General features: G+C 69.5%; 16 protein-coding genes. 2 read left to right on the forward strand and 14 right to left on the reverse strand.

From position 1 onward, the window contains the following. Window positions 1-39: 39 nt before the first annotated feature. Genes WC969_14615 through WC969_14635 form a run of 5 tightly spaced genes read right to left on the reverse strand, consistent with a single transcriptional unit; the run spans window position 40 to window position 3,453 of the window. Window positions 40-606, reverse strand: coding sequence for a manganese efflux pump MntP family protein (locus WC969_14615; GenBank protein MFA6031085.1), 567 nt, complete (start codon window positions 604-606; stop codon window positions 40-42). A gap of 1 nt (window position 607) precedes the next feature. Continuing rightward, entirely contained in the window at window positions 608-1,534 is a 927-nt protein-coding gene (locus WC969_14620; protein ID MFA6031086.1) for a TerC family protein, read from the reverse strand. Next, window positions 1,527-1,988, reverse strand: a complete 462-nt coding sequence (locus WC969_14625; GenBank protein ID MFA6031087.1) for a Fur family transcriptional regulator — start codon at window positions 1,986-1,988, stop codon at window positions 1,527-1,529. Before WC969_14625 ends, WC969_14620 begins: the two co-directional genes overlap by 8 nt. Then, window positions 1,985-2,938, reverse strand: a complete 954-nt coding sequence (locus tag WC969_14630; protein ID MFA6031088.1) for a DsbA family protein — start codon at window positions 2,936-2,938, stop codon at window positions 1,985-1,987. The genes WC969_14625 and WC969_14630 overlap by 4 nt, the downstream gene beginning before the upstream one ends. After that, window positions 2,935-3,453, reverse strand: coding sequence for a TlpA disulfide reductase family protein (locus tag WC969_14635; protein ID MFA6031089.1), 519 nt, complete (start codon window positions 3,451-3,453; stop codon window positions 2,935-2,937). Before WC969_14635 ends, WC969_14630 begins: the two co-directional genes overlap by 4 nt. Before the next feature lie 118 nt (window positions 3,454-3,571). Here WC969_14635 and WC969_14640 point away from each other — a divergent pair, with 118 nt between their 5' ends. Continuing rightward, complete coding sequence (locus tag WC969_14640; protein ID MFA6031090.1) at window positions 3,572-4,891, forward strand: PPK2 family polyphosphate kinase; 1,320 nt, start codon at window positions 3,572-3,574, stop codon at window positions 4,889-4,891. A gap of 156 nt (window positions 4,892-5,047) precedes the next feature. Here WC969_14640 and WC969_14645 read toward each other — a convergent pair whose 3' ends face one another. From WC969_14645 to WC969_14685, 9 genes are all read right to left on the reverse strand, one after another. Further along, a complete protein-coding gene (locus WC969_14645) occupies window positions 5,048-6,130 on the reverse strand; it encodes an enolase C-terminal domain-like protein (protein MFA6031091.1) in 1,083 nt (360 codons plus the stop codon). Further along, on the reverse strand, window positions 6,127-7,179 hold the full coding sequence (locus WC969_14650; GenBank protein ID MFA6031092.1) for a redoxin domain-containing protein: 1,053 nt from the start codon (window positions 7,177-7,179) through the stop codon (window positions 6,127-6,129). The genes WC969_14645 and WC969_14650 overlap by 4 nt, the downstream gene beginning before the upstream one ends. Next, window positions 7,176-8,246: an aspartate carbamoyltransferase gene (gene pyrB / locus WC969_14655; protein ID MFA6031093.1), complete on the reverse strand. Its 1,071-nt coding sequence runs from the start codon at window positions 8,244-8,246 to the stop codon at window positions 7,176-7,178. The genes WC969_14650 and pyrB overlap by 4 nt, the downstream gene beginning before the upstream one ends. Then, window positions 8,233-8,592: a phosphomannose isomerase type II C-terminal cupin domain gene (locus WC969_14660; GenBank protein MFA6031094.1), complete on the reverse strand. Its 360-nt coding sequence runs from the start codon at window positions 8,590-8,592 to the stop codon at window positions 8,233-8,235. The genes pyrB and WC969_14660 overlap by 14 nt, the downstream gene beginning before the upstream one ends. 269 nt (window positions 8,593-8,861) lie before the next feature. Then, a complete protein-coding gene (locus WC969_14665; protein ID MFA6031095.1) occupies window positions 8,862-12,584 on the reverse strand; it encodes a hypothetical protein in 3,723 nt (1,240 codons plus the stop codon). 241 nt (window positions 12,585-12,825) lie between these two features. Further along, the gene (locus tag WC969_14670; protein ID MFA6031096.1) at window positions 12,826-14,484 is read right to left on the reverse strand and encodes a hypothetical protein; all 1,659 of its coding nucleotides are present in this window, start codon (window positions 14,482-14,484) and stop codon (window positions 12,826-12,828) included. A gap of 67 nt (window positions 14,485-14,551) precedes the next feature. Beyond that, on the reverse strand, window positions 14,552-15,313 hold the full coding sequence (locus tag WC969_14675; protein ID MFA6031097.1) for a glycosyltransferase family 2 protein: 762 nt from the start codon (window positions 15,311-15,313) through the stop codon (window positions 14,552-14,554). 64 nt (window positions 15,314-15,377) lie between these two features. Then, entirely contained in the window at window positions 15,378-16,304 is a 927-nt protein-coding gene (locus WC969_14680; protein ID MFA6031098.1) for a UDP-glucuronic acid decarboxylase family protein, read from the reverse strand. Window positions 16,305-16,599: 295 nt separating this feature from the next. After that, on the reverse strand, window positions 16,600-17,928 hold the full coding sequence (locus WC969_14685; protein MFA6031099.1) for a UDP-glucose/GDP-mannose dehydrogenase family protein: 1,329 nt from the start codon (window positions 17,926-17,928) through the stop codon (window positions 16,600-16,602). Window positions 17,929-18,066: 138 nt separating this feature from the next. On the opposite strand from WC969_14685, the gene WC969_14690 reads away from it, so the two are divergent. After that, window positions 18,067-19,965 (forward strand): ATP-binding protein, encoded by a 1,899-nt coding sequence (locus WC969_14690; GenBank protein MFA6031100.1) that lies wholly within the window; start codon window positions 18,067-18,069, stop codon window positions 19,963-19,965. Window positions 19,966-19,975: the final 10 nt, after the last annotated feature.

Here is a 19,975-nt window from a genome sequence, read left to right on the forward strand (position 1 = left end):
CGCTCCGCTTCGACTCTCCGGCGCGCTCGAGGCCGGTCGTCAGGCGCCCAGGTGCTCGAGGAGGACCTTCACTCCGATGCCGATGAGGATGATGCCGCCGAGGAACTCGGCTTTCTTCTCGAGGAGGTGTCCCGTCCTGCGCCCGATGTAGGTCCCCGCGTACGAGAAGGCGAAGGTGACGAGGCCGATGACGGTCACGGGCAGCAGGATCGAGGTCCTCAGGAAGGAGAAGGTGAGGCCCACCGCGAAGGCGTCGATGCTCGTGGCGACGGCGAGCAGGAAGAGGACGCCCGTGGCGGTGGGGTCTCCCTCCGACTCGTCCTCTTCCCGGTGACCGGGAAGGGCCTCCCACATCATCTTGCCTCCGACGAAGGCGAGGAGCGCGAAGGCCACCCAGTGGTCGATGCCGGAGACGAGGTCCCGCATCCTGGTCCCCGCGAGCCAGCCGAGGACCGGCATGAGGACCTGGAAACCTCCGAAGAACGCCGCGATCTTCAGCGCGTGGACGGGCCGGAGCGTCTTGATGGAGAGGCCGCGGGTGATGGAGACGGCGAAGGCGTCCATGGAGAGCCCCACGGCGATCGAGAGCACGGTCAGGAGGCCCATATCAGGAGGCGGAGGGGCGCGCGGGCCGGACCGCCAGAGAGGCCAGGACGGAGACGGCCAGGATGCCGATGATGACGGCGAGCGAGACGGAAACGGGGATCTTGAAGAAGTCCACCGCCAGCATCTTCACGCCGACATAGCAGAGGACGACGGCGACGCCGGTCTTGAGGTAGCGGAAGAGGTTCATGGTCCCGGCCAGGAGGAAGTACAACGCCCGCAGCCCCAGGATGGCGAAGACGTTGGAGGTGTAGACGATGAAGGGGTCGGTCGTGATCGCGAGCACGGCGGGGATGGAGTCCACCGCGAAGACGAGGTCCGAGACCTCGATGACGACGAGGGTCGCGAAGAGCGGGGTGGCGCACCAGCGGGCTCCGTTCTTGACGAAGAAGGACTCCCCGTCGTAGTGCTCCGCGAAAGGTAGGACCTTCTTGAGCGCGCGCAGGACGATGTTCTTCCCGGGCTCGACCTTGTGCTCCGTCTCGAACATCATCTTGGCTCCGGTGTAGACGAGGAGCGCCCCGAACACGTAGATGACCCAGTGGAAGGCCTCGAGGAGGGCGACTCCCGCGAAGATCATGACGAAGCGCATCGCCAGCGCGCCGAGGATGCCCCAGTGGAGGATCTTCGGCTGGATGCGCTCGGGCAGGCCGAAGTAGGCGAAGATCATGATGAAGACGAAAAGGTTGTCGACGGAGAGGCTCTTCTCGATGATGTAGCCCGTGAGGAACTCCACGGCCTTCTGACTGCCGAGCGTGTAGTAGATGCCGACGTCGAAGAGCAGGGCGGTCATGATCCAGACGACGCTCCAGAGGGCGGCTTCCTTGAAGGAGACGACGTGCGCCCGTCGGTTGAAGATCCGCAGGTCCACCCAGAGCAGGGCCGCGACGACGAGGTTGAAGGCGATCCAGAGCACGGGACGGCTATCCATGACGACTCCTCCCCTTCGAACACGACGCGCAGCGGCCGAAGACCTCGTGGCGGTGCCAGAGGGGCTCGAAGCCGAGCCGTCGGCAGCCGCGGGCCTGGAGCTCCTCGAGGCCCGGCCACGAGACCTCGACGATGCGGCCGCAGTCGACGCAGAGCAGGTGGTCGTGGTGCGGCCGCTCGGCGCCCATCTCGAAGCGCGCCGCCTTGCCGGTCCCGGTGAGGCGGCCGAGCAGGCGGCATTCCTCGAGCATGCGCAGGGTCCGGAAGACCGTGGCCCGGCCGACGCCGTGCGCCTTGAGCGCGCGATGGATCTCGTCGAGGCTCTGGTGGCGGCGGCTGCGCAGCAGATGCTCGAGGATGCGCTCGCGCGGGCGCGTCATGCGCAGGCCCCGCGCGGCGAGGTGCGCGCGGAAGAGGGCGCGGATGCGCTCGGCCGCTCCGGGAGTCCCCGTCATTTCGGGGCGGCGAGCATCTCGTCGAGGAGAGGCCCGAGGACTTCCGGCGCGTAGTGCGGGGCGCGCCGGCCGTTGACGTAGATGGCCGGCGTGGCGCTGACGCCGAGCGCCGTCGCCTCCGCCTCGTCGGCCGCGAGCGCCGCCTTGGTCTCCTGCTTGTCGAGGCAGCGCGCGAACTTCGACTCCGCGAGGCCGTTCTTCTTCGCCAGTTCGAGGACCTTGGCGCGGAAGTTCTCCTTCTGGATCGTCTCCTGCTGCGAGAAGAGGGCGGCGTAGAAGTCCTGGGTCTTGGCCGGCGAGAGGCGCGAGGCGCAGGAAGCGGCCACCGCCGCCTCGAAGGCCCAGGGATGGATGTTCGTCAGGGGGTAGTGCTTGAAGAACACGCGGACCTTGCCTGCGTACTTCGGCAGGACGTCCTTCTCCAGGGACTCGAAGGCGCGCTTGCAGTGCGGACACTGGAAGTCGGAGTACTCGACGATCGTCACGGGAGCGTCCGCGGGCCCCCAGCCGGCGCCCTCGTAGCGCATCTTCGCGCGGTTGGCGGCGTCGGGGTCCACGCGCAGGTCCTGCGGCTGGCCGACGAGGAAGAAGCTCCCGTCGCCCATCACCTGCAGCGCGGGCGGCTCGGGCCCTTCGGGGTCGGCGACGGGGGCGCGCATGCCCGGGAGCTTCGAGGGGCCCAGGCGGAAGGCCGGGCTCATGACGTAGAAGCGGCCGTCCTCGCTGAGTGTCACGGGCTGTGTCTGCCGGCCGTCCTCGCCGATGACGAGCTTGCCGGTGAGCCAGCCCTGGAGGGGGGAGGGCTTGAGGTCCTTGAGCTCGAGCTTCAGGGTCGCCGGAGCGCTGAAGGCCTTGCGCACGTGCCGGTAGAAGGCGTCCCGGTCGAAGCCGGCGGGGTCCGCGGCGAACGCGTACGGCGCGAGCAGGAACAGCAGGGCGAGCGTCTTCATGGCTTCCTCCCCAGAAGGGCGTCGATGTCGGCGGCGAGCGTCGAGGGGTCGGTCTCGCCGTAGTAGCGGCGGCGGACGACCCCTGCGCGGTCGATGAGGTACTTCGTCGGGATCCCCGAGACCCCGTAGGCGCGCGCGGTGGCGTAGTCGGCGAGCAGGACGGGATAGGGAAGGCCGTTCGAGCGGGCGAAGAGCGCGACCTCCGAGGAGTCCCCCTGGTCCACCGCCGCCGCGAGCAGCTCGAACTCCGCGCCGCGGTAGCGGCCGTAGAGGTCCTTGAGGGCGGGGATCTCCTCGGCGCAGGTCCCGCACCAGGTCGCCCAGAAATCCACGAGCACGACGCGGCCGCGCAGGTCGCTGAGCGAGATCGGGCGCCCGGCGAGGTCGCTGAGCCGGAAGTCCGGGGCCTGTGCGCCGGGGGCGAGGCCTCCTCCGCGCGGGGCGCAGTAGAGCAGCCAGGCCAGGCCGGCGGCGGCGACGGCGGCGAGCGTCCAGCGCGCCAACTTCGGGTTCATCCCGTGTAGGGTAGAAAATTTGGCAGAGGTCCTAAAGCGGGGGGGGCCCTTGGGACCCCCTCCGCCAGCCCGCTCGGCCCATGCCCCTCCCCGGCAGGGAAGGTATCCTTTCCTCAGAGTGAAAGACCTCCGCCTCACCCTCCTGAGCCCCGCGGCCCTCCTGCTCGCGGCGGTCCTGTGCCCGGCGGACTCCGCGCGCGCCCAGCAGGTCGTCTCGGCGGCTCCGGCGGCGGCCTCCGCGCTCAGCGGGGTCACGAGCGTCGCGGCGGTCCGGCTCGCGCTCCCCGACGCGAAGCTCTCCTCCCCGGTCGCGGCGCTGAACGCTCCGACGCCGGAGCTCGAGACCCTTCCCGCTTTGAAGACCGCCCAGGCCGCGGCGGCGGGCTCCGTTGCACCTGCCGCGGCGAAGGTCCCGGCCGCGAAGCCGCGCGCTCATCGCGGCCGCAAGGCCGCGGCCGTTTCCGTCCCGGCACAGGCCGAGGCGGGCGCCGCCGCGGAGGCCGCGGAGGAGTCCAGCGGGCCGAAGGCGCTGGAGGCCCTCGAGGCGGTCGACGCCGGCGTGCACAAGGACGGCGGGAGCCGGGCGGACGCGGAGCTCGAGAAGACCTTTTACGGCCGCGAATCCCGGAGGCACATGGCGCCGGAGGGGGCGGACGGGGTCGTGGACCTGAGCGCGATCGACTCCTACGACACCGGCCCCTTCGAGTCCGATCAGGAGAAGAAGGCCGGCAAGCGTCTGCGCGAGGATCAGGAGGAACTCGACGAGCTCCAGCAGATGCTCTATGCGCGCGGGGCCAAGTCCGTGCTCATCGTCCTGCAGGCCATGGACACGGCCGGCAAGGACGGCGTCATCCGCCACGTCATCGCCTCCCTCAACCCTCAGGGCATCAAGGTCACCCCCTTCAAGAAGCCCACCGAGAAGGAGAAGAAGCACCGCTGGCTCTGGCGCATCCGCAACGCGCTGCCCGGCAAGGGGATCATCGGCGTCTTCAACCGCTCCCATTACGAAGACATCCTCGTCCCGACCGTCTACAAGACGCTTCCGGAGAAGGAGATCGAGAAGCGCTACGCGCAGATCAACGAGTTCGAGCGCGAGCTCACCGCGAGCGGGACCGTGGTGCTCAAGTTCTTCCTGCACATCTCCAAGGACGAGCAGAAGCGGCGTCTGCAGGAGCGGCTCGACAATCCCCGGAAGCATTGGAAGTTCAGCGCCGCGGACCTCAAGAGCCGCGAGAAGTGGGACGAGTTCCAGCAGGCCTACGGGAAGGTCCTCGCTCGCACGAGCACCGCGTGGGCGCCGTGGTTCGTCATCCCCGCCAACTACAAGTGGTACCGCAACTCGGCCGTCGGGCGCATCATCCTCGAAGCCATGTCGCGCATGGACCTCAGCTTCCCCGAACCCGAGTTTGACCCTAAAGAGATTAAAATCCCCGATTAGCCAACCCTTCCTCAACTCCCCTTCCTGCGGGAGGGGGCGCAGGGGGAGGGGGAACTTCCGTAAAGAAGAGACAAGGCCCGCTTACGCGGGCCTTCTGTTTTTGGGGTCTCCCCCTTCCTTCACCTCTCCCCGAAGGGGGAGGAATTATGGAAACTGTTAACGCGGGACGACACCAATACCAGCCTTCACTCGGCTGAGGTCGTACACTCCCCCACGCTGTATCCGCACTCCGCGCATGGGGTCCTTCTTGAAGAGCAGCGGGGTGTCGAGGTCGACGAAGCGGAAGCCGCCGAAGCCGGCGGCGAGGTGCGCGGAGCAGGTCATCGCGAGGCGGGACTCCACGTTGCCGCCGATCATGAGCCCGAGCCCGGCGGCGCGGGCGGCGCGGGCGGTCTCGAGGGCGCGCAGGACGCCGCCCTTCATGAGCTTGATGTTGACGACCTGCGCGGCCTTCCGGCGCGCGAGGCGCAGGACGTCGCCGGGCCCGCAGCAGGACTCGTCGGCGGCGACGGGGACGCGGCCCGAGCGGAAGACCTCGGCGAGCCCGTCGAGGTCGTCCTTGCGCACGGGCTGCTCGAAGAGGTCCGCTCGGACGCCCGCGCGCGCGAGGAGGCGCAGCAGGCGAAGGGCCTCGGCCGGGCGGTAGCCCGCGTTGCCGTCGAGGAGGAGGGTCTTCGGCCGCGCGGCGCGCACGCAGGCGAGGACGCGCTCGGCGTCCTCGCCTGCGTCGCGTCCGACCTTGACCTTGAGCGCGTCGACGCCGAAGCGCCGGACGGCCGCGGCCATGCGCGCGGCTTCCTCGGCGGGCAGGATGGGGACGGTGACGTCGGTGCGCAGCCGGACCTGCGCGCCTCCGAAGAGGAGGCGCAAGGGCACTGCGCGGCTGCGGGTCCAGGCGTCGAGCAGCGCCATCTCGAGGCCGGCGCGCGCGCTCAGGCAGGGGACGCGTTCCGCGATCTCCGCGGCGCGCGCGGCCCAGGCGTGCGCGCTGCGGCCGAGCAGCCAGCGCGCGGAGCGCACGGCGGCCAGGGCCTGGGCCTGCGTCTCCCCGTTGTAGGCCGGAAGGGGAGCGCACTCCCCGAAGCCGACGCTCCCGCCGCGCAGGCGCACGCGCACCAGCACGTTGCGCGCCGTGTCGTGCGAGCCGCCGGCGATGGCGAAGTCGGTCGTGAGGCGTGCGTCGAGGGGGACGGCGGAGAGCGCGGCGACCTCCGCGCGCGCGGAGCAGCGCGCGCTCATGGCTTCGCGCGGATGAAGTCGGTCTGGCAGTAGTCGGGGAACTCGAGGCCGTGCACGGCGAGCCCGGCGTCGTCGACGCTCAGCTGGACCTCATGGACGCCCGGGCGCCGGTTGCGCACGAGGGAGTACATGCGGGGGGAGGCGACGTCCACGTAGCTCTGGTCGTCCCCGTCCCAGCGCACGTCGGTGCCCGCGTTGCCCGTGTGCAGCCAGAGGTTGTCCTGCTTGACGAAGACGCGCAGCGGCCGGCGCTCCGCGTGCGAGAAGACCGCGAACGCCTCCGCGCCGCGGTAGACGGCCTGCAGGCGGGCGGTCCCGGGGCCGGCGGAGCGCAGGGCGTCGGGCTCCGGGCTCCATTCTCCGCCGAGGGCGACCTCGCCGTCGCGTGAGTCGACGAGCGCGTTATGGCGCCGCGAAGAGATGAGGACGGTCTTGACCCCTCGCCGGGCGCCGAGGTAGAGGGGCCGGGTCGCGACGCCGCAGTCGTCGCGCGCGGGCGGGTCCTTCACGGTCTCGGTCGAGCGGTAGCCGTTGAAGCGTTCGAGGGCCGCGAGGAGCTCTCGCTCGAACTCCGCCGACCCGCCCTCTCCGAGGCGGTCGAAGACGACGCGGCCCTTCTCGTCGATGAGGTAGAGGGCGGGCCAGCCCTCGTTGGCGAAATCCTTCCAGAGACGCCGCTGGGTGTCGAGGAGGACGGGGAAGCGCACGTCGAGGCTCCGGTAGGTCCGTCGAGCCCAGGCCGGGTCGCGCGCGAAGGAGTAGTCCGGGCTGTGGACGCCGATCACCATGAGGCCGTCGAGGGCGTAGCGGTTCCACCAGCGCCGCACCGGCTCGAGGGCGCGCAGCGCGGCCCCGGAGTTGGCGTTGAGGAAGGCCAGCACGACGACGCGGCGCCCGCGCAGGCGCTCGAGGGAGAACGGCTCGGAGTTGATCCAGGCGGCACCGGCGGGGAACTCCGGCGCCGGGGTCGTGATGGGACGCTCCGCCCGCGCCGGGACGGGCCCCAGGAGGGCCAGCCCGAGGAGCAGGGCCGAGAAGGCCGAGGTCACCGCGGTGCGGGCCTCTCGAGGAGCTGCTTTTCGACGCCGAAGATGAGGGCCATCAGCGCCGCGCGGGTCCAGAGCCCGTTGCGTTCCTGGCGCCAGTAGGCGGCGCGAGGGTCGGCGTCCACGCCCGGGTCGATCTCGCCTCTGCGGGGCAGGGGGTGGAGGATGATCGCGTTCTTCTTGGCCAGGCGCATGTGCTCGGTCCGCAGCGCGTAGCGCGAGACGTCCACGCGGCCGGACTCCCCCGCCTTGTCGTGCTCGTCCTGCACGCGGGTCATGTAGACGGTGTCGGCTTCGCGCAGGGAGCCCTCGAAGTCGGTCGTCTCCTCGTAGCGCACCCCGGAGGCGTCGAGCGCCTTGAGGACCTCGGGCTTCATGCGGAACTCGGGGGGGGAGACGAGCAGGAGGCGCACCCCGCGGTAGACCCGCATCATCAGCGCGAGCGAGTGCACCGTGCGGCCGCGCTTGAGGTCCCCGACGAGCATGAGGGTCTTGCCGTCGATGCCGCCTTCGAGGTAGCGGTTCATCGTGTAGACGTCGAGCAGGGCCTGCGTGGGGTGCTGGAAGGTCCCGGCCCCGGCGTTGATGACGGGCACGGGCCGCGGCGCGTCGTGGAGCGTGCGGGCCGCGAGCTCGGCGAAGCCGTTCTCGAAGTGGCGGATGATGATGAGGTCGACGTAGCTCGCGAAGGTCCGGATGCCGTCCTCGAAGCTCTCGCCCTTCATCTCCGAGGAGGTCCGCGGGTCGCGAATCTCGCAGGTCTTCATCCCGAGGATGTGGCAGGCGTTCTGGAAGGAGAGGAAGGTCCGCGTCGAGGGCTGGGAGAAATAGAGCATGGCCCTCTTGTTCGAGAGGACGGTGGCGACGTAGTCGTCGCCCTCCTTCGTCTTCGTCAGGGCCCGCAGGTGGTCGGTGAGGCGGGTGAGGCGTTCGAGGATCGGGCGGTCGAATTGCTCCGCGAAAAGGCAGTGATAGAAGTCCCTTCCGCGGGAATAGTAGGCCAGCGTCTCGGGGGTGACGGGGGCGTGCGCCGCGGAGACTTCCGGGGGAGCGGCTTCAAGCGCGACCATAGTCGTCCTCCAGACGGGTGATGTCGTCTTCGGCGAGGTCGTCGCCGAGCGCGACCTCGATGAACGTCAGGTCGAGGGAGCCTGCGTTGGCGATGCGGTGGGCGGCTCCGAGCGGCACGTCGAGGGACTGCGCGGCGCTCAGGGCGCGGGAACGGCCTTCGAGGGTGACGAGCGCCTCCCCGGACACGATGAACCAGTGCTCGCTGCGGCGGGCGTGACGCTGATAGCTGAGCCGTCCTCCCGGCTTCACGCGGATCCGCTTGACCTTGTGGTCCGGGGCTTCGGAGAGGACCTGCCAGCTGCCCCAGGGACGGTCGTGGATGGGTCCGGCGGCGTCGCTCGGCATGCGGGGGAGAGTTTCTCTTTTTAGGCCCTCCCTCGTCAATCCGTCGAGAGAACGGCGAAGGTAGATTCTCGTACTCTCGACCCCCTCACCCCCCAGTCCCCCTCGCCGGCACCCCGGCGCTGAAAGTGCCGGGACCGGACGCGGTAAGGAATCTGGCAGTCCGGACGCCCGGCGTGGCGGGAGAGGGGGAGAGGATATTTAGACCGTAAAAATGCAAAGGCCCCGGCTGCGGGGGCAGCCGGGGCCATAGATCTCTGCGGACGCTTCGCTCAGTCCTTGGTGTGCGGGCGGTCCTTGTTCTGGCGCAGCTCGAACTCGCGCAGGCGCCGCTCGTACTCTTTCTGGAGGTCGGCGCGTTCCTCGGAGAGGCGGCGGAGCTTTTCCTCGTACTGCGAGGCGAACTCCAGCTGCTTGAGCTCCCAGGACTTGCGGAGCTCGTTCTCGCGCTTGGCGGCCCCGGCGGAGAGTTCCTCCTCGCGCTTCTGCAGGTAGGCCTGGGCCCGCGTCTTCTCGCGCTCGAGGTCGGCGAGGCGCGCGCGCGCGGTCTCCTCGAGCTCCGCGGCCCGGCGTTCGCCCGACTCGCGCGCGGCGTCCCGCTCCTGCGCGACGAGCGTCTCGAACTCCTTGCGGCGCCGGTCGTGCTGTTCCTCCAGGGTCTGCCGGCGCGCGGCGCTCTGGCGCTCGGCCTCCTCGGTGCGGCGCGCCAGCGCGGCCTCCTTCTCCTGGAACTCCGCGCGCAGGCCGGCGATCTCGCGCTCGACGAGCTCGCCCTTCTGCATGTTCCACGAGTTCTCCTTGGACACCCATTCCGCGGTGAGCTTCTTCTCGAGCTCGAGGTACTTCATCTGAAGCGCCTCTTCGCGGGAGCGGTAGGAGGCGTCGAACTCGGTGCGCGCCTTGAAGAGCTGGTCCTCGTAGTTGAGGATGAGGTCCTTCTCCTTCTGCACGAGCAGGGCCTCGACCTCCTTCGTGCGGGAGCGGATGGTCTCCTCGAGCATGTTCTCGCGCTGCTGATACGAGAGCTCGAGCTCCTTGCGCCGCGTCTGCCAGTCGCGCTCCTGCGCGACCTCGCGTTCCTGACGTTCCTTCTCGAGGAGGTCGCGCTGCGAGGCGAGCCAGCGGGTCTTCTCCTCGGCGAGCCCCTGGAGGAGCTCGGCTTCGCGCGCCACCCACTTCGCATGGAAGTCGGTCTCGAGCTTCGTGAGCTCGAGCTTGCGCTGCTCGACGATGCCCTTGAGCTGCTCCTCCTTCTGTCGGAAGGTCTCCTGGAGCTGGCCCTCGCGGTTGCGGGCCTCGAGCTGGAGGGTCATGCGCAGGGCCTCGGCCTCCTCGCGCTGGCGGCGGGACTCCTCCTCGAGCCCCTCCGTGCGGGCGCGATGGTCGCCCTCGAGCTCCTTGAGGCGGCCCTGGACCTTCTCTTCGAGCTCCTCGCGCAGACGCTCGAGGATGCCCTCCTTCTGGCGGTAGGCCAGTTCGAGGCGCTCGCGCTCCTCGGTGAGGGTCTTCTCGCGCTGGATGATCCAGTCCTGCTCGCGGCGCGCCCAGGCCTCCTGGGCCTCGCGCTCCTTGGAGGCGTAGACGTCGCGCAGCTGGCGCTCGAGCCCGGCGTGGCGGCCCTCGAGGGTGGCCTTCTCCTTCGCGACGGCTTCCTCATAGGAGCGGCGGTAGACGTCCTCCTTCTGGGCGACCTCGCTCTTGAGGGCCGCCTCGCGCGCGAAGAACTCCTCGCGCAGGCGCCGCTCCTTGTCCGCGTAGGCGCTCTCGAGGGCGGCTTTGAGACCCTTCCCGGATTCCTCGAGCTCCGCGCGGTCGGCCTTGAGCTTCTCGCGCTCGGACTCGAAGGCCTGGGCGCGCTGGCGCACGGCCTCCTCCTCCTTGCGCCGACCCTCGGCCTCGAGCTCGGCGCGCATCGTCTGATAGCGCCCCTCGAGCTCCGCTTCGACCGCCCGGACGCGCTCGTTCATCGTCTTGCGCTCCTCGAGCAGACGGCGGCGGCCCTCGGCCTCGACGGACTGGAGGCGCTCCTCCTGCTGGGCGCGCAGGGCCGAGGATTCCTTGAGATTCTTATCGACGAGCTCCTTGCGAAGGGACTCGAAGGAGGCTTCCTGCTCGCGCAGCCACTTCGTCTGCTCCTGCTGGAGCAGGCGGCGCAGCTCCGTCTCGCGGGAGAGGAAGGACTGTGTGAGCTCCTCCTGGCGCTTGGCGAGGGCGGCCTCGAGGACGCGGCGCTCGGCGTCGAGGTCCTGGGTGAAGCGGGTGCGGGCCTCTTCGAGGGAGCGGCCGTGCTCGGCCTGGAGGTCGCGCTCGCGCTGGGCCCAGTGAGAGACCGTGGACTCCTCGAGGCGGCGCATGCGCTCGCGCCACTCCCCTTCCTTGGCCGCGTGCTGGGCCTCGAGCTCGCGCACGCGCATCTTGACCTGCTCGTCGGCCTCGGCCTTCAGCCGGGTCTTCTCGACGTCGAGTTCCTGAAGGCGCTGGAAGACCGTCTCCTCCTTGCGCGCGGCCTCCGCCTCGAGGGCGAGGCGGGCGGCGTCGAGCTGCTCGCGGTGGGCCTGGAGCGCCGTCTCGAACTTCTTGCGCTGCGCCTCCCACTCGCTCTGGGCCTTCTCCGCCTGCTCCGCCTGCAGCGCGTGGAAGCGCTCGGTGAGCGCCTCCTCCTTGCGCCGCGCTTCCTCGGCGAGCTTCTGCTCCCGGGTGAAGAGCTCGGCTTCCTTGCGCTCATAGGCCGCTTCGAGCGCCTTCTCGCGGTCGAGGAGCGCGCCCTCCTTCGTCTCGAAGGACGCGGCGAGCTCGTCGCGCTGGGAGGCGAGCTCGGCGCGGTTCTTCTCGAGGAGCTCGTCGAGGTGCTTCTGATGCGCCTTCCAGAGCTCCTTCTCCTTGGCGACGAGCTGGTTCTGGATGGACTGATACTTCGTGATGAGCTGCTCCTCCGTCTTCTGATAATGGAGCTGGACTTCCTGGTTGCGGCGCAGGATGTCCTCGTCGAGGCGCGATTCCTTCTCGCGGTAGTGCTCTTCGAGCAGCTTGCGCTCCGACTCGAGGCGGTCCTGCAGGCGGCCCCATTCCTTCTCGAAGCGGTGCTTGTTGGCGTCGTCGAGCTCGGCGGCCCGGGCGTTGTGCGCCTCGTCGTGGAGGCGCCGGCGCTCCTCGAGCTGGGCCTCCTTCGAGCGGAAGGCGGCTTCGAGCTCCTCGAGCCGGCGGTTCTGCTCTCCCTCCAGGCGCTTGCGCTGGTCCTCGACCTGCGCCTCCTTCTGGCGCAGGGTGACCTCGTGCTGGGCGAGCTTGGCTTCGAAGCGCGCGGCGAGGTTCATCTCCTCGCGCGCGACGGCCTCCTGGCTGTGACGGAGCGTCTCCTCCTCGAACTGCTGGTACTTGCGGCGGAAGTCGGATTCCTTGGAACGGATCTTCTCGTCGAGCAGGCGCTGCTGGTCCTCGAGGTCGCGCTCCTTGGCGCGGATCACCTCGGCCTGGATGTTGAGCCGCTCGATGAGCGACTGCTTGGTCTCCTCGAGGGCCGCCCCCTGGTGGGCCAGCAGGGACTGCATCTCCTTCTCTTTCTCGAGGACGGCGGTCTTGACGGCGTCAATCTGGGCCCTGCGCAGCTCGCCGGCGACCTGCTCCTTCGCGGAGACCTCGCGGCGCAGCTCCTCGATCTGGAGTTCGAGCTGGCGGCGCGCCTCCTTGGCGGCGGCGTTCTCTTCGAAGGTCATCTCCTTCTTGAGCCGCTCGCGGATCTCCTCCTCCATGCGCTGCTGGTCCTTCCAGTTCTGCTCCCAGACGCGGATGGTGTTCTGCCAGCGGAGGATCGCGGCGTCTTTCTGGGAGAGCTGTTCGGCGGCCAGGCGGAGCTTCTCCACGGCGTCCTGGGCGGTCGCCTTGTTCTTGGAGAGCTCGTCCTGCAGGGCGTGGATCTTCTCGAGGGACCAGCGCAGGGCCAGGCGCGCGGTCTCCACGTCGTTGACGGAGGTCGGGTCGAGATGTTCCTGGTCCATGGGTTCTCCTCGTGCGCCGGCGTCTCGATAGATGAGCCGCCCGCTTCTATCGCGGTCGGCCGCCCTCTGACGGAGTATGAAGGCGGCACTTCCTCGCGTTAGCGCTCGGTCGGCTCGGCGCGTCGCTATTAGGGTATCGGGATGGTGTTACAAAAACAAGAACAGGGACCGCCTGGACGGGGCGGTCCCTGTCTCTGCTTGTCGGGCCGGGAACAGCTTCCTGCGACGAGGCCCGATCTCGTCAGAGATCGGGCACGTGGGAGGGGTTCTCGAGGCGGTCCTTCTCGGCCAGGGCGGAGAGCTCGGCCAGGTCGATCTGGCCGGAAGACTTCGTCGGTTTGGGGAGCGGCTTGGCGACGACCTGGGCGCGCAGCTTCTCGAGGTCGCGGGCGCAGTCCGCGGCGACCCGGCCGTAGGCGGGGTCGGCGGCGGCGCGCTTCGTCCGCGTCAGCTCGGCGCGGCCGGCGCGCGAACGCAGGAAGTCGCGCCGCTGCTTCACGTCGCTCATGGCCTCGCGGTAGCCCGCGATGTCCTCGACGACCGTGCGCGTCCGCTTCTCGGTCCCGTCGAGCAGGTCGCGCAGGCGCTCCGCGAGGCCGTGCGTCTTCGCGAAATGGCGGATGCGGCGCAGGAGTGCCGGCAGGGCGGCGCGTTCCTCCCGGGCTTCCTTGAGCGCGTTTTTGAGGTCCTCGAGGCGCGCGGCGTACGCGGCGAGGGGGTCGGCCATCTCGGAGCGGTCGAGGCTCACGGAGTAGCCGGAGTCCCAGAGCTTCATCGACTCCCAGGTGCCGTCCGGGTCGTCGAGGAGGGAGCGGACCTCCTCGCTGTGCCCGTCCGGGCGGCCGCCGTTGAGCTGGGCCGAGACGATGTAGCCCTTCAGGCGCGCGGCGATCTCGTCGTGGAGGTCGTACGAGAAGACTTCGCGATAGCCGGGGTAGACGCGGCGGGTGCGCGAGCGCAGCAGGATGTGGTAGAGCTCGTGGGCGGCGGTGGCCGTCGCGTCGTTGAGCGCGAGCTCGGGGTCCTTGAAGCGCAGGAAGGCCTTGTTCAGGTTCAGAGTCCAGTCGTCGGGCTGGGACACGCCCGATGCGGCGCCTTCGATGTCTTCGACCCCGTCGTTGGAGACGATCTCCGTGCCCTTGGCGTCGTCGATGGCGACCTTCACCTTCCGCCCGCGCAGGAGGCTCTCCTGGACGAGGTCCGAGAGGATCGCGCGGCCCTCCTCGGAGTCCTGCATCCGTTCGAAGATGGACTGGGCGAAGCGGCGCTCCGGGGAGCCGCCCGCCAGGCCGGCGGCCGGGAGCTCCAGCGCGAGCGCGAGCGCGGCGGGGGGGAGTCGAGGGGGGGTCGCGACCCCCGGAGTCTTGAGGGCTTTGTGGGCGGAGGAGGGCGTCATCGCGGCCTGCGCGGGGGGCAGGGCCGCCTCTGCGGCGAACGGGAGGGTCGCGTGCTGTGCGGCTCCGGAATAAGCGGCGTCCAGGGCCGAGGCGTCGGCCCCGACGGCGCCGAGGCGCGAGAGCCCGGCGGCCGAGACCCCGGCGCGGGCTTTCCCGGGGGGGGTGTTCTCACCCGGCGAGAGGCTCTTCCCGTCCTTGAGCAGAGCGCGCAGGGCGCTCTCGCCCGGCCGCCCCTGCGCGCAGCGCTCCCGGACCGGCTCCTCGGGCAGGGCGCCGAGGAAGGCTTCCGTGCAGGCGGCGATGAAGTCCGTGCGCGTCTTCTCGAGGAGGGCGAGCGGATCCTTGCCCTCGTCACAGGCGGCGGTCCACGCGGCGGCGGTCAGGCCCCAGAGGGTCTCGTGCTCAGGGAGATGCGCCGGGCAGGCCGAGGAACATGGCCGCACCGCTCCGAAGAGGAGGGACAGGACGAACGGCCCGACGAGGCGGCGGGCGAGGGCGGGCATGGGAGGGGTCCCGCCCTAAGTGTAAGGCCCGTGTTCCGGCATTTCAAGGGCCTATGAGGAATGTTCTCTACGCGCGCGCCAGCAGGCGCGCGATGAGGCGCAGGTGGGCCCAGAGCTCGCGGGAGCGCCGGAGCTTGGAGACCCCGGTCCGCCGGACGCTGAGGGGGGCCGGGACCTCGACGATGCGGCCGCCGGCGCGCAGGAGCCGCACGAGGATCTCGGCGGAGACTTCGAAGCCGTCGCTCGCGATGCGCAGGGGGCGCAGGGCGCTCAGCCGGTAGAGGCGGAACATGGGCGTGTAGGCGCTGAAGCGGCGGTCGAAGGCCCCGCGGTAGAAGGCGTTGAGCAGGAGGCTCGGCAGTCGGCGTCCCGGCGGGACCTCCGAGCCGGTCCCCAGCCAGGGGGAGCCGCAGACGCAGTCCGCGTCCGACCCGCGCTGGGCCGCGAGCAGGTCGGCGATCGACCGCGGGTGGAAGGTGAGGTCGGCGTCGAGCGGGACGAGCCAGTCTCCGGCGGCGGCGGCGATGCCCGTCTTGAGCGCGGCGCCCAGGCCGCGCGTGCGTTCGTGGCGCAGGACGCGCAGCTCCGGGCGGCGGGCGGCCAGTTCCTCGAGGCGCGCGAGGGTGGCGTCGCGGGAGCCGTCGTCGACGGCGAGCACCTCATAGGGGGTCCCGAGCCCGTCGAGGGAGGCGAAGAGCTCCGCCTCGACGCGCGGGAGTCCCTCCGCTTCGTCGAGGCAAGGCAGCAGGATGCTGAGTGCCGGTTTTGGATGCCCGGCGCTCAGCCCCTGCTGGGCGTACTTGCCGCTGGATTTTTCAGAGTCGTTCATCGGAGTCGTTCGTGCGGACGAGACAGCTTGTCGAGACCCCCGGGAATCCCGAAGGGATTCCCGATCACTCGCCGCGGAAGTAGTCGATGGTGCGGCGCAGGCCCTTTTCGAGGGGGACCTTCGGCTCCCAGCGCAGCTTCCTGCGGGCGACGCGGATGTCGGGGCGGCGGACCTTGGGGTCGTCGACCGGGAGCGGCTTGCTCACGATGCGCGAGCGCGAGCCGCAGAGGCGCCGGATGGCCTCGGCGAGCTCGCGGACGGTGACCTCGTGCGGGTTGCCGATGTTGACCGGGGAGTTCTGGTCCGAGCGCAGCAGGCGGTAGAGCCCGTCGACGAGGTCGGAGACGTAGCAGAGCGAGCGCGTCTGGCTCCCGTTCCCGTAGACGGTGATGGGGCGTCCCCGCAGCGCCTGCGTGATGAAATTCGGGACGGCGCGCCCGTCCTTCCTGCGCATGCGCGGTCCGTAGGTGTTGAAGATCCGGACGATGCGCACCTGCATGCGGTGGTAGCGGTGGTAGGCCATCGTCATGGCCTCGGCGAAGCGCTTGGCCTCGTCGTAGACCCCGCGGGGCCCGATGGGGTTCACGTTGCCCCAGTAGCCCTCGGGCTGAGGGTTGACGAGCGGGTCCCCGTAGACTTCGGAGGTCGAGGCGAGCATGAAGACGGCGCCCTTCTCCTTGGCCAGGCCGAGCGCCTTGTGGGTCCCGAGCGCGCCGACCTTGAGCGTCGGGATGGGGTACATGGCGTAGTCGATGGGGCTCGCGGGGCTTGCGAAGTGCATGACCGCGTCGAGCTTCCCGGGCACGTGGATGTAGTTCGTGACGTCGTGCTTGACGAAGTCGAAGCGCGGCTCGCGGAAGAGATGTCCGATGTTCTCGATGCGGCCGGTCAGGAGGTTGTCGATGCCGACGACCGTGTGGCCGCGCTCGAGGAGGAACTCGCAGATGTGACTGCCGATGAAGCCCGCGGCGCCGGTGACGAGGACCCTCATTCAGTGCTCCGACCGCATAATTATGGGCGTTTTGACCGGGCGATTTCGGCCGTCCGGCAAGGCGCGAGGAGCGAGCATAGCGTGAGCTATGTGAGCGACGAGGAACGCGGCTGGCGGCCGAAATCGCCCGGCCCCTATCTGGGAAGTTTCGCCACCGGCGGCGGCGAAACTATCGCGGAAGGGGAGGCCCGCCCCTGGGCGGCTTCCGCGTCGCTCCGCCCTCAGATAGCTCAAGCTATCTTCGATTGTCGCTCCTTGAATCCGCATCAGGCTCGGGCCTCCAAAACGCCCATAATTATGCGGTCGGAGCACTTGGGCGGCCGACCTGCCGCACGACGAAGCCGAGCTTGCGCAGGGCCGCGGCGTCGAGGCAGTTGCGTCCGTCGAGGATCACCGGGGTCTGCATGAGCGCGTGGATGCGCTTGAAGTCGAGCTTGGTGAACTCGGGCCACTCGGTCACGACCGCGAGGCAGTCGGCGCCCTTGGCGGCGGCGTAGGGGTCCTTCGCGAAGGCGATCCCGCTCACCGTCTTGCGGGCCTTCTCCATGGCCACCGGGTCGTAGGCCGAGACCTTCACCTTGTGCTCGAGCAGCTTCTTGATGATGAAGAGCGCCGGCGCGTAGCGCAGGTCGTCGGTGTTGGGCTTGAAGGCGAGCCCGAGCATCGCGACGCGCTTGCCCGCGAGGTTCCAGAGGTCCTCCTCGAGCTTGCGCAGGAGCCAGTCGCGCTGCGTCTCATTGACGTCGATGACCGCCTTGAGGATCTGGAAGTCGTAGCCCTTGTCCTTGGAGATCCGGTAGAAGGCCTCGAGGTCCTTGGGGAAGCAGAAGCCGCCGAAGCCGAGGCCCGCGTGCAGGAAGTGCGCTCCGATGCGCCGGTCGAGCCCCATCCCTCGGGCGACGAGCTCGACGTCGGCGCCGACCGCCTCGCAGACGCGGCTGACCGCGTTGATGAAGGAGATCTTCGTCGCGAGCAGGGAGTTGGAGGCGTGCTTGATGATCTCGGCGCTCTTGACGTCGGTGACCAGCACGGGCGCCTTGATCGGGGAGTAGACCTCGCGCACGATCTGCTCGGCGCGCGCGGAGGCGACCCCGATGACGATGCGGTCGGGGTGGAGCGTGTCCTCGACGGCCGTCCCTTCGGCGAGGAACTCCGGGTTGGAGACCACGTCGTAGGGGACCTTCTTGCGGTTGACGCGGGCGATGACCTTGGAGACCTTGTCGCCGGTCTCGACGGGGACCGTGGACTTGTCCACGACGACGGTGTAATCCGTCATGGCCTTGGCGATCTCGGTGGTCACGACCTCCACGAAGGAGAGGTCGGCGGAGCCGTCGGCGCGCGGGGGCGTGCCGACCGCGATGAAGACGACCGAGGCGCGGCGGCCCTTCCAGTGCATGCCCTCGGCGATGGAGCCCGTGAAGACGAGCCGGCCGGCCTTCATGTTGCGGCGGATCATGGGCTCGAGGCCCGGCTCGTAGATGGGGGAGCGGCCCTTGCGGAGGGCGCCGACCTTGGATCTGTCGGAATCGACGCAGACGACGTGGTGGCCGAGGTCGGCGAGGCAGGTTCCGGTGACGAGACCGACGTAGCCGCAGCCGACGACGCAGATATCGTAGCTCTTCATAGGTCCGGGGATTCTACCAAACAGGGTCGCGCATTTCACCCCGCGTTCAGCCGGAGGTGAAATGCGCGACATGTTTGCTTTTGCATTGTTTCGAGGTTCTGGGTAGAATACAGAAAGGGAAGCCGTTCTCCCCCAGCCATGAGCGAATCCGAACGCCTCTGCCTCGAAGTCCTCAAGACCATCGGCAAGACGCTCAGCCAGATGAACCTCTACAATCCGGCCCATCCGGCGGTCCGCGCCATGCTGGCGGAGGCCGTGCGGGTGCTCTCGACGATCCTCGCGGAGATCCCCGAGGGGACGCTCGCCTACTCCCTCGACGCCGACAAGGTCATCGCCAACGGCCGCATCGTCGGCCCCGTGCGCGATCTGCCCAGCTCCATCGGGAACACCTTCACCCGCTTCAAGCTCAACAGCGTGACCTTCGCGGCGGGCGTCACCGAGGAGGAGCTTTCGGCCTTCTGCCAGCTCGCCGCCCTGCGCCCGGAGGCGGCCAAGACCGTCGTCCCGGCGAAGTTCCTCTCCGAGAAGGGCGTCTCGCGCATCCTCCTCAACGAAGCCCTCTACGCCAAGGTGGACCGGCTCCCCGACGGGAGCCCAGCGCCCGCGGAGACCGGCGCGCCGGCCGGCGGTCCCTCCGGCGCCTCGGCCGCGGGGACCCCGGGCTCGGGCGGCGCCGTCGAGGGCATGGGCGAGGGGGGCGGCGGGACGGGCGGGGCCGCCGAAGCCGTCGAAAAGGTCCAGGGCGAGCCCATCGAGAAGACCATCGAGGTCCTCGCCCATCGCGCGACGATGGACCGCGGGGAGCAGAGCCGCATCTACGGCACGGTGATGCAGAAGATCCGCGCCGAGCTCGAGGTCAAGGTCCAGGAAGCCACGCGCGAGCTCAAGCGCCAGGCCACGACGCTCCAGAACGAGCAGGTCCGCACCCAGGCCGTGCTCTCCAACGTCGCCGAGGGCGTCGTCGTCGTCGACGATTCCGGCCGCGTCCTCATGATGAACCCCGCCGCCGAGGAGCTCTACGGTTCCTCGCTCGCCGAGATGGCGGGCAAGCCGCTCTCCGAGCATGTGAAGGAGGAGCACCTCCTCGCGCTCTCCAAGGAGACCGTGGTCCCCAACGACAAGCCGGTCCAGGGGGAGGTGGCCGTCTCCGGCAAGGACGACACGCGCCGCACCCTGCGCGCCTCGACGGCCATCGTGCAGACCGAGGCCGGCAAGCCCGTCGGCGTCGTGTCCACGCTCAGCGACGTCACGAAGTATCGCGAAGCGCAGAAGATGCAGCGCGAATTCGTCGCGCACGTGACCCACGAGCTGCGCTCGCCGCTGACGGCCATCCGCGCGGCCCTCGAGATCCTCGAGGGAGCCGTCTCCTCCAAGCTCAAGGCCGACGAGCAGCGCATCATGACCAACGCGCTGCGCAACACCGACCGCCTCGAGGACCTCGTCAACAGCATCCTCGATTTCTCGAAGATCGAATCGGGCCAGATGACGGTCTATCCGAAGCCCGCGCGGCCCGAACTCCTCGTCCAGGAGTCCCTCGACAGCATGCTCCCGTGGGTGCAGAAGAAGGGCCTGCGCGTCGAGACCGCCTGCCCCTCCTCGCTCCCGACCGTGAACGCCGACCCCAAGCGCACCGTCCAGGTTTTCGTCAACCTCCTCTCCAACGCCATCAAGTTCACGCCCGCCGGCGGCACGGTCCGGATCGGCGCGGGACCCTCGCGCGACGGCTCGCGTGCCGTCTGCTTCTTCGTCTCCGACACCGGCCCCGGCATCCCCAAGGCCGACCAGCAGAAGATCTTCGAGAAGTTCATCCAGATCGCCTCCGGCGAGAAGCACGTCGGCGGCACCGGACTCGGGCTCGCCATCGCCAAGGCCTTCGTCCACCTCCAGCAGGGGCAGATGTGGGTCGAGAGCGAGCCCGGCAAGGGCGCGAACTTCCAGTTCACCCTCCCCTGCTACATCCCCACCGCCGAAGAGGTCGCCGCCCGGCCGGTCGCGAAGCCGAAGCCCTGGTGGAAGCGTCTTCTGGGCCTGAAATGAGGCGCGCTTC

This window comes from Elusimicrobiota bacterium (genome assembly GCA_041660925.1).
Taxonomy (GTDB): Bacteria; Elusimicrobiota; Elusimicrobia; order UBA1565; family UBA1565; genus JBAZUV01.

Excerpts from the sequence above, each read along its gene's own strand:
- WC969_14635 (MFA6031089.1), bottom strand. The coding sequence starts at position 3,453 with ATGAACCCGAAGTTGGCGCGCTGGACGCTCGCCGCCGTCGCCGCCGCC.
- WC969_14675 (MFA6031097.1), bottom strand. The coding sequence starts at position 15,313 with ATGAACGACTCTGAAAAATCCAGCGGCAAGTACGCCCAGCAGGGGCTG.
- WC969_14645 (MFA6031091.1), bottom strand. The coding sequence starts at position 6,130 with ATGAGCGCGCGCTGCTCCGCGCGCGCGGAGGTCGCCGCGCTCTCCGCC.
- WC969_14665 (MFA6031095.1), bottom strand. The coding sequence starts at position 12,584 with ATGGACCAGGAACATCTCGACCCGACCTCCGTCAACGACGTGGAGACC.
- WC969_14615 (MFA6031085.1), bottom strand. The coding sequence starts at position 606 with ATGGGCCTCCTGACCGTGCTCTCGATCGCCGTGGGGCTCTCCATGGAC.
- WC969_14680 (MFA6031098.1), bottom strand. The coding sequence starts at position 16,304 with ATGAGGGTCCTCGTCACCGGCGCCGCGGGCTTCATCGGCAGTCACATC.
- WC969_14630 (MFA6031088.1), bottom strand. The coding sequence starts at position 2,938 with ATGAAGACGCTCGCCCTGCTGTTCCTGCTCGCGCCGTACGCGTTCGCC.
- WC969_14685 (MFA6031099.1), bottom strand. The coding sequence starts at position 17,928 with ATGAAGAGCTACGATATCTGCGTCGTCGGCTGCGGCTACGTCGGTCTC.
- WC969_14670 (MFA6031096.1), bottom strand. The coding sequence starts at position 14,484 with ATGCCCGCCCTCGCCCGCCGCCTCGTCGGGCCGTTCGTCCTGTCCCTC.
- WC969_14620 (MFA6031086.1), bottom strand. The coding sequence starts at position 1,534 with ATGGATAGCCGTCCCGTGCTCTGGATCGCCTTCAACCTCGTCGTCGCG.
- WC969_14690 (MFA6031100.1), top strand. The coding sequence starts at position 18,067 with ATGAGCGAATCCGAACGCCTCTGCCTCGAAGTCCTCAAGACCATCGGC.
- pyrB (MFA6031093.1), bottom strand. The coding sequence starts at position 8,246 with ATGGTCGCGCTTGAAGCCGCTCCCCCGGAAGTCTCCGCGGCGCACGCC.
- WC969_14660 (MFA6031094.1), bottom strand. The coding sequence starts at position 8,592 with ATGCCGAGCGACGCCGCCGGACCCATCCACGACCGTCCCTGGGGCAGC.
- WC969_14625 (MFA6031087.1), bottom strand. The coding sequence starts at position 1,988 with ATGACGGGGACTCCCGGAGCGGCCGAGCGCATCCGCGCCCTCTTCCGC.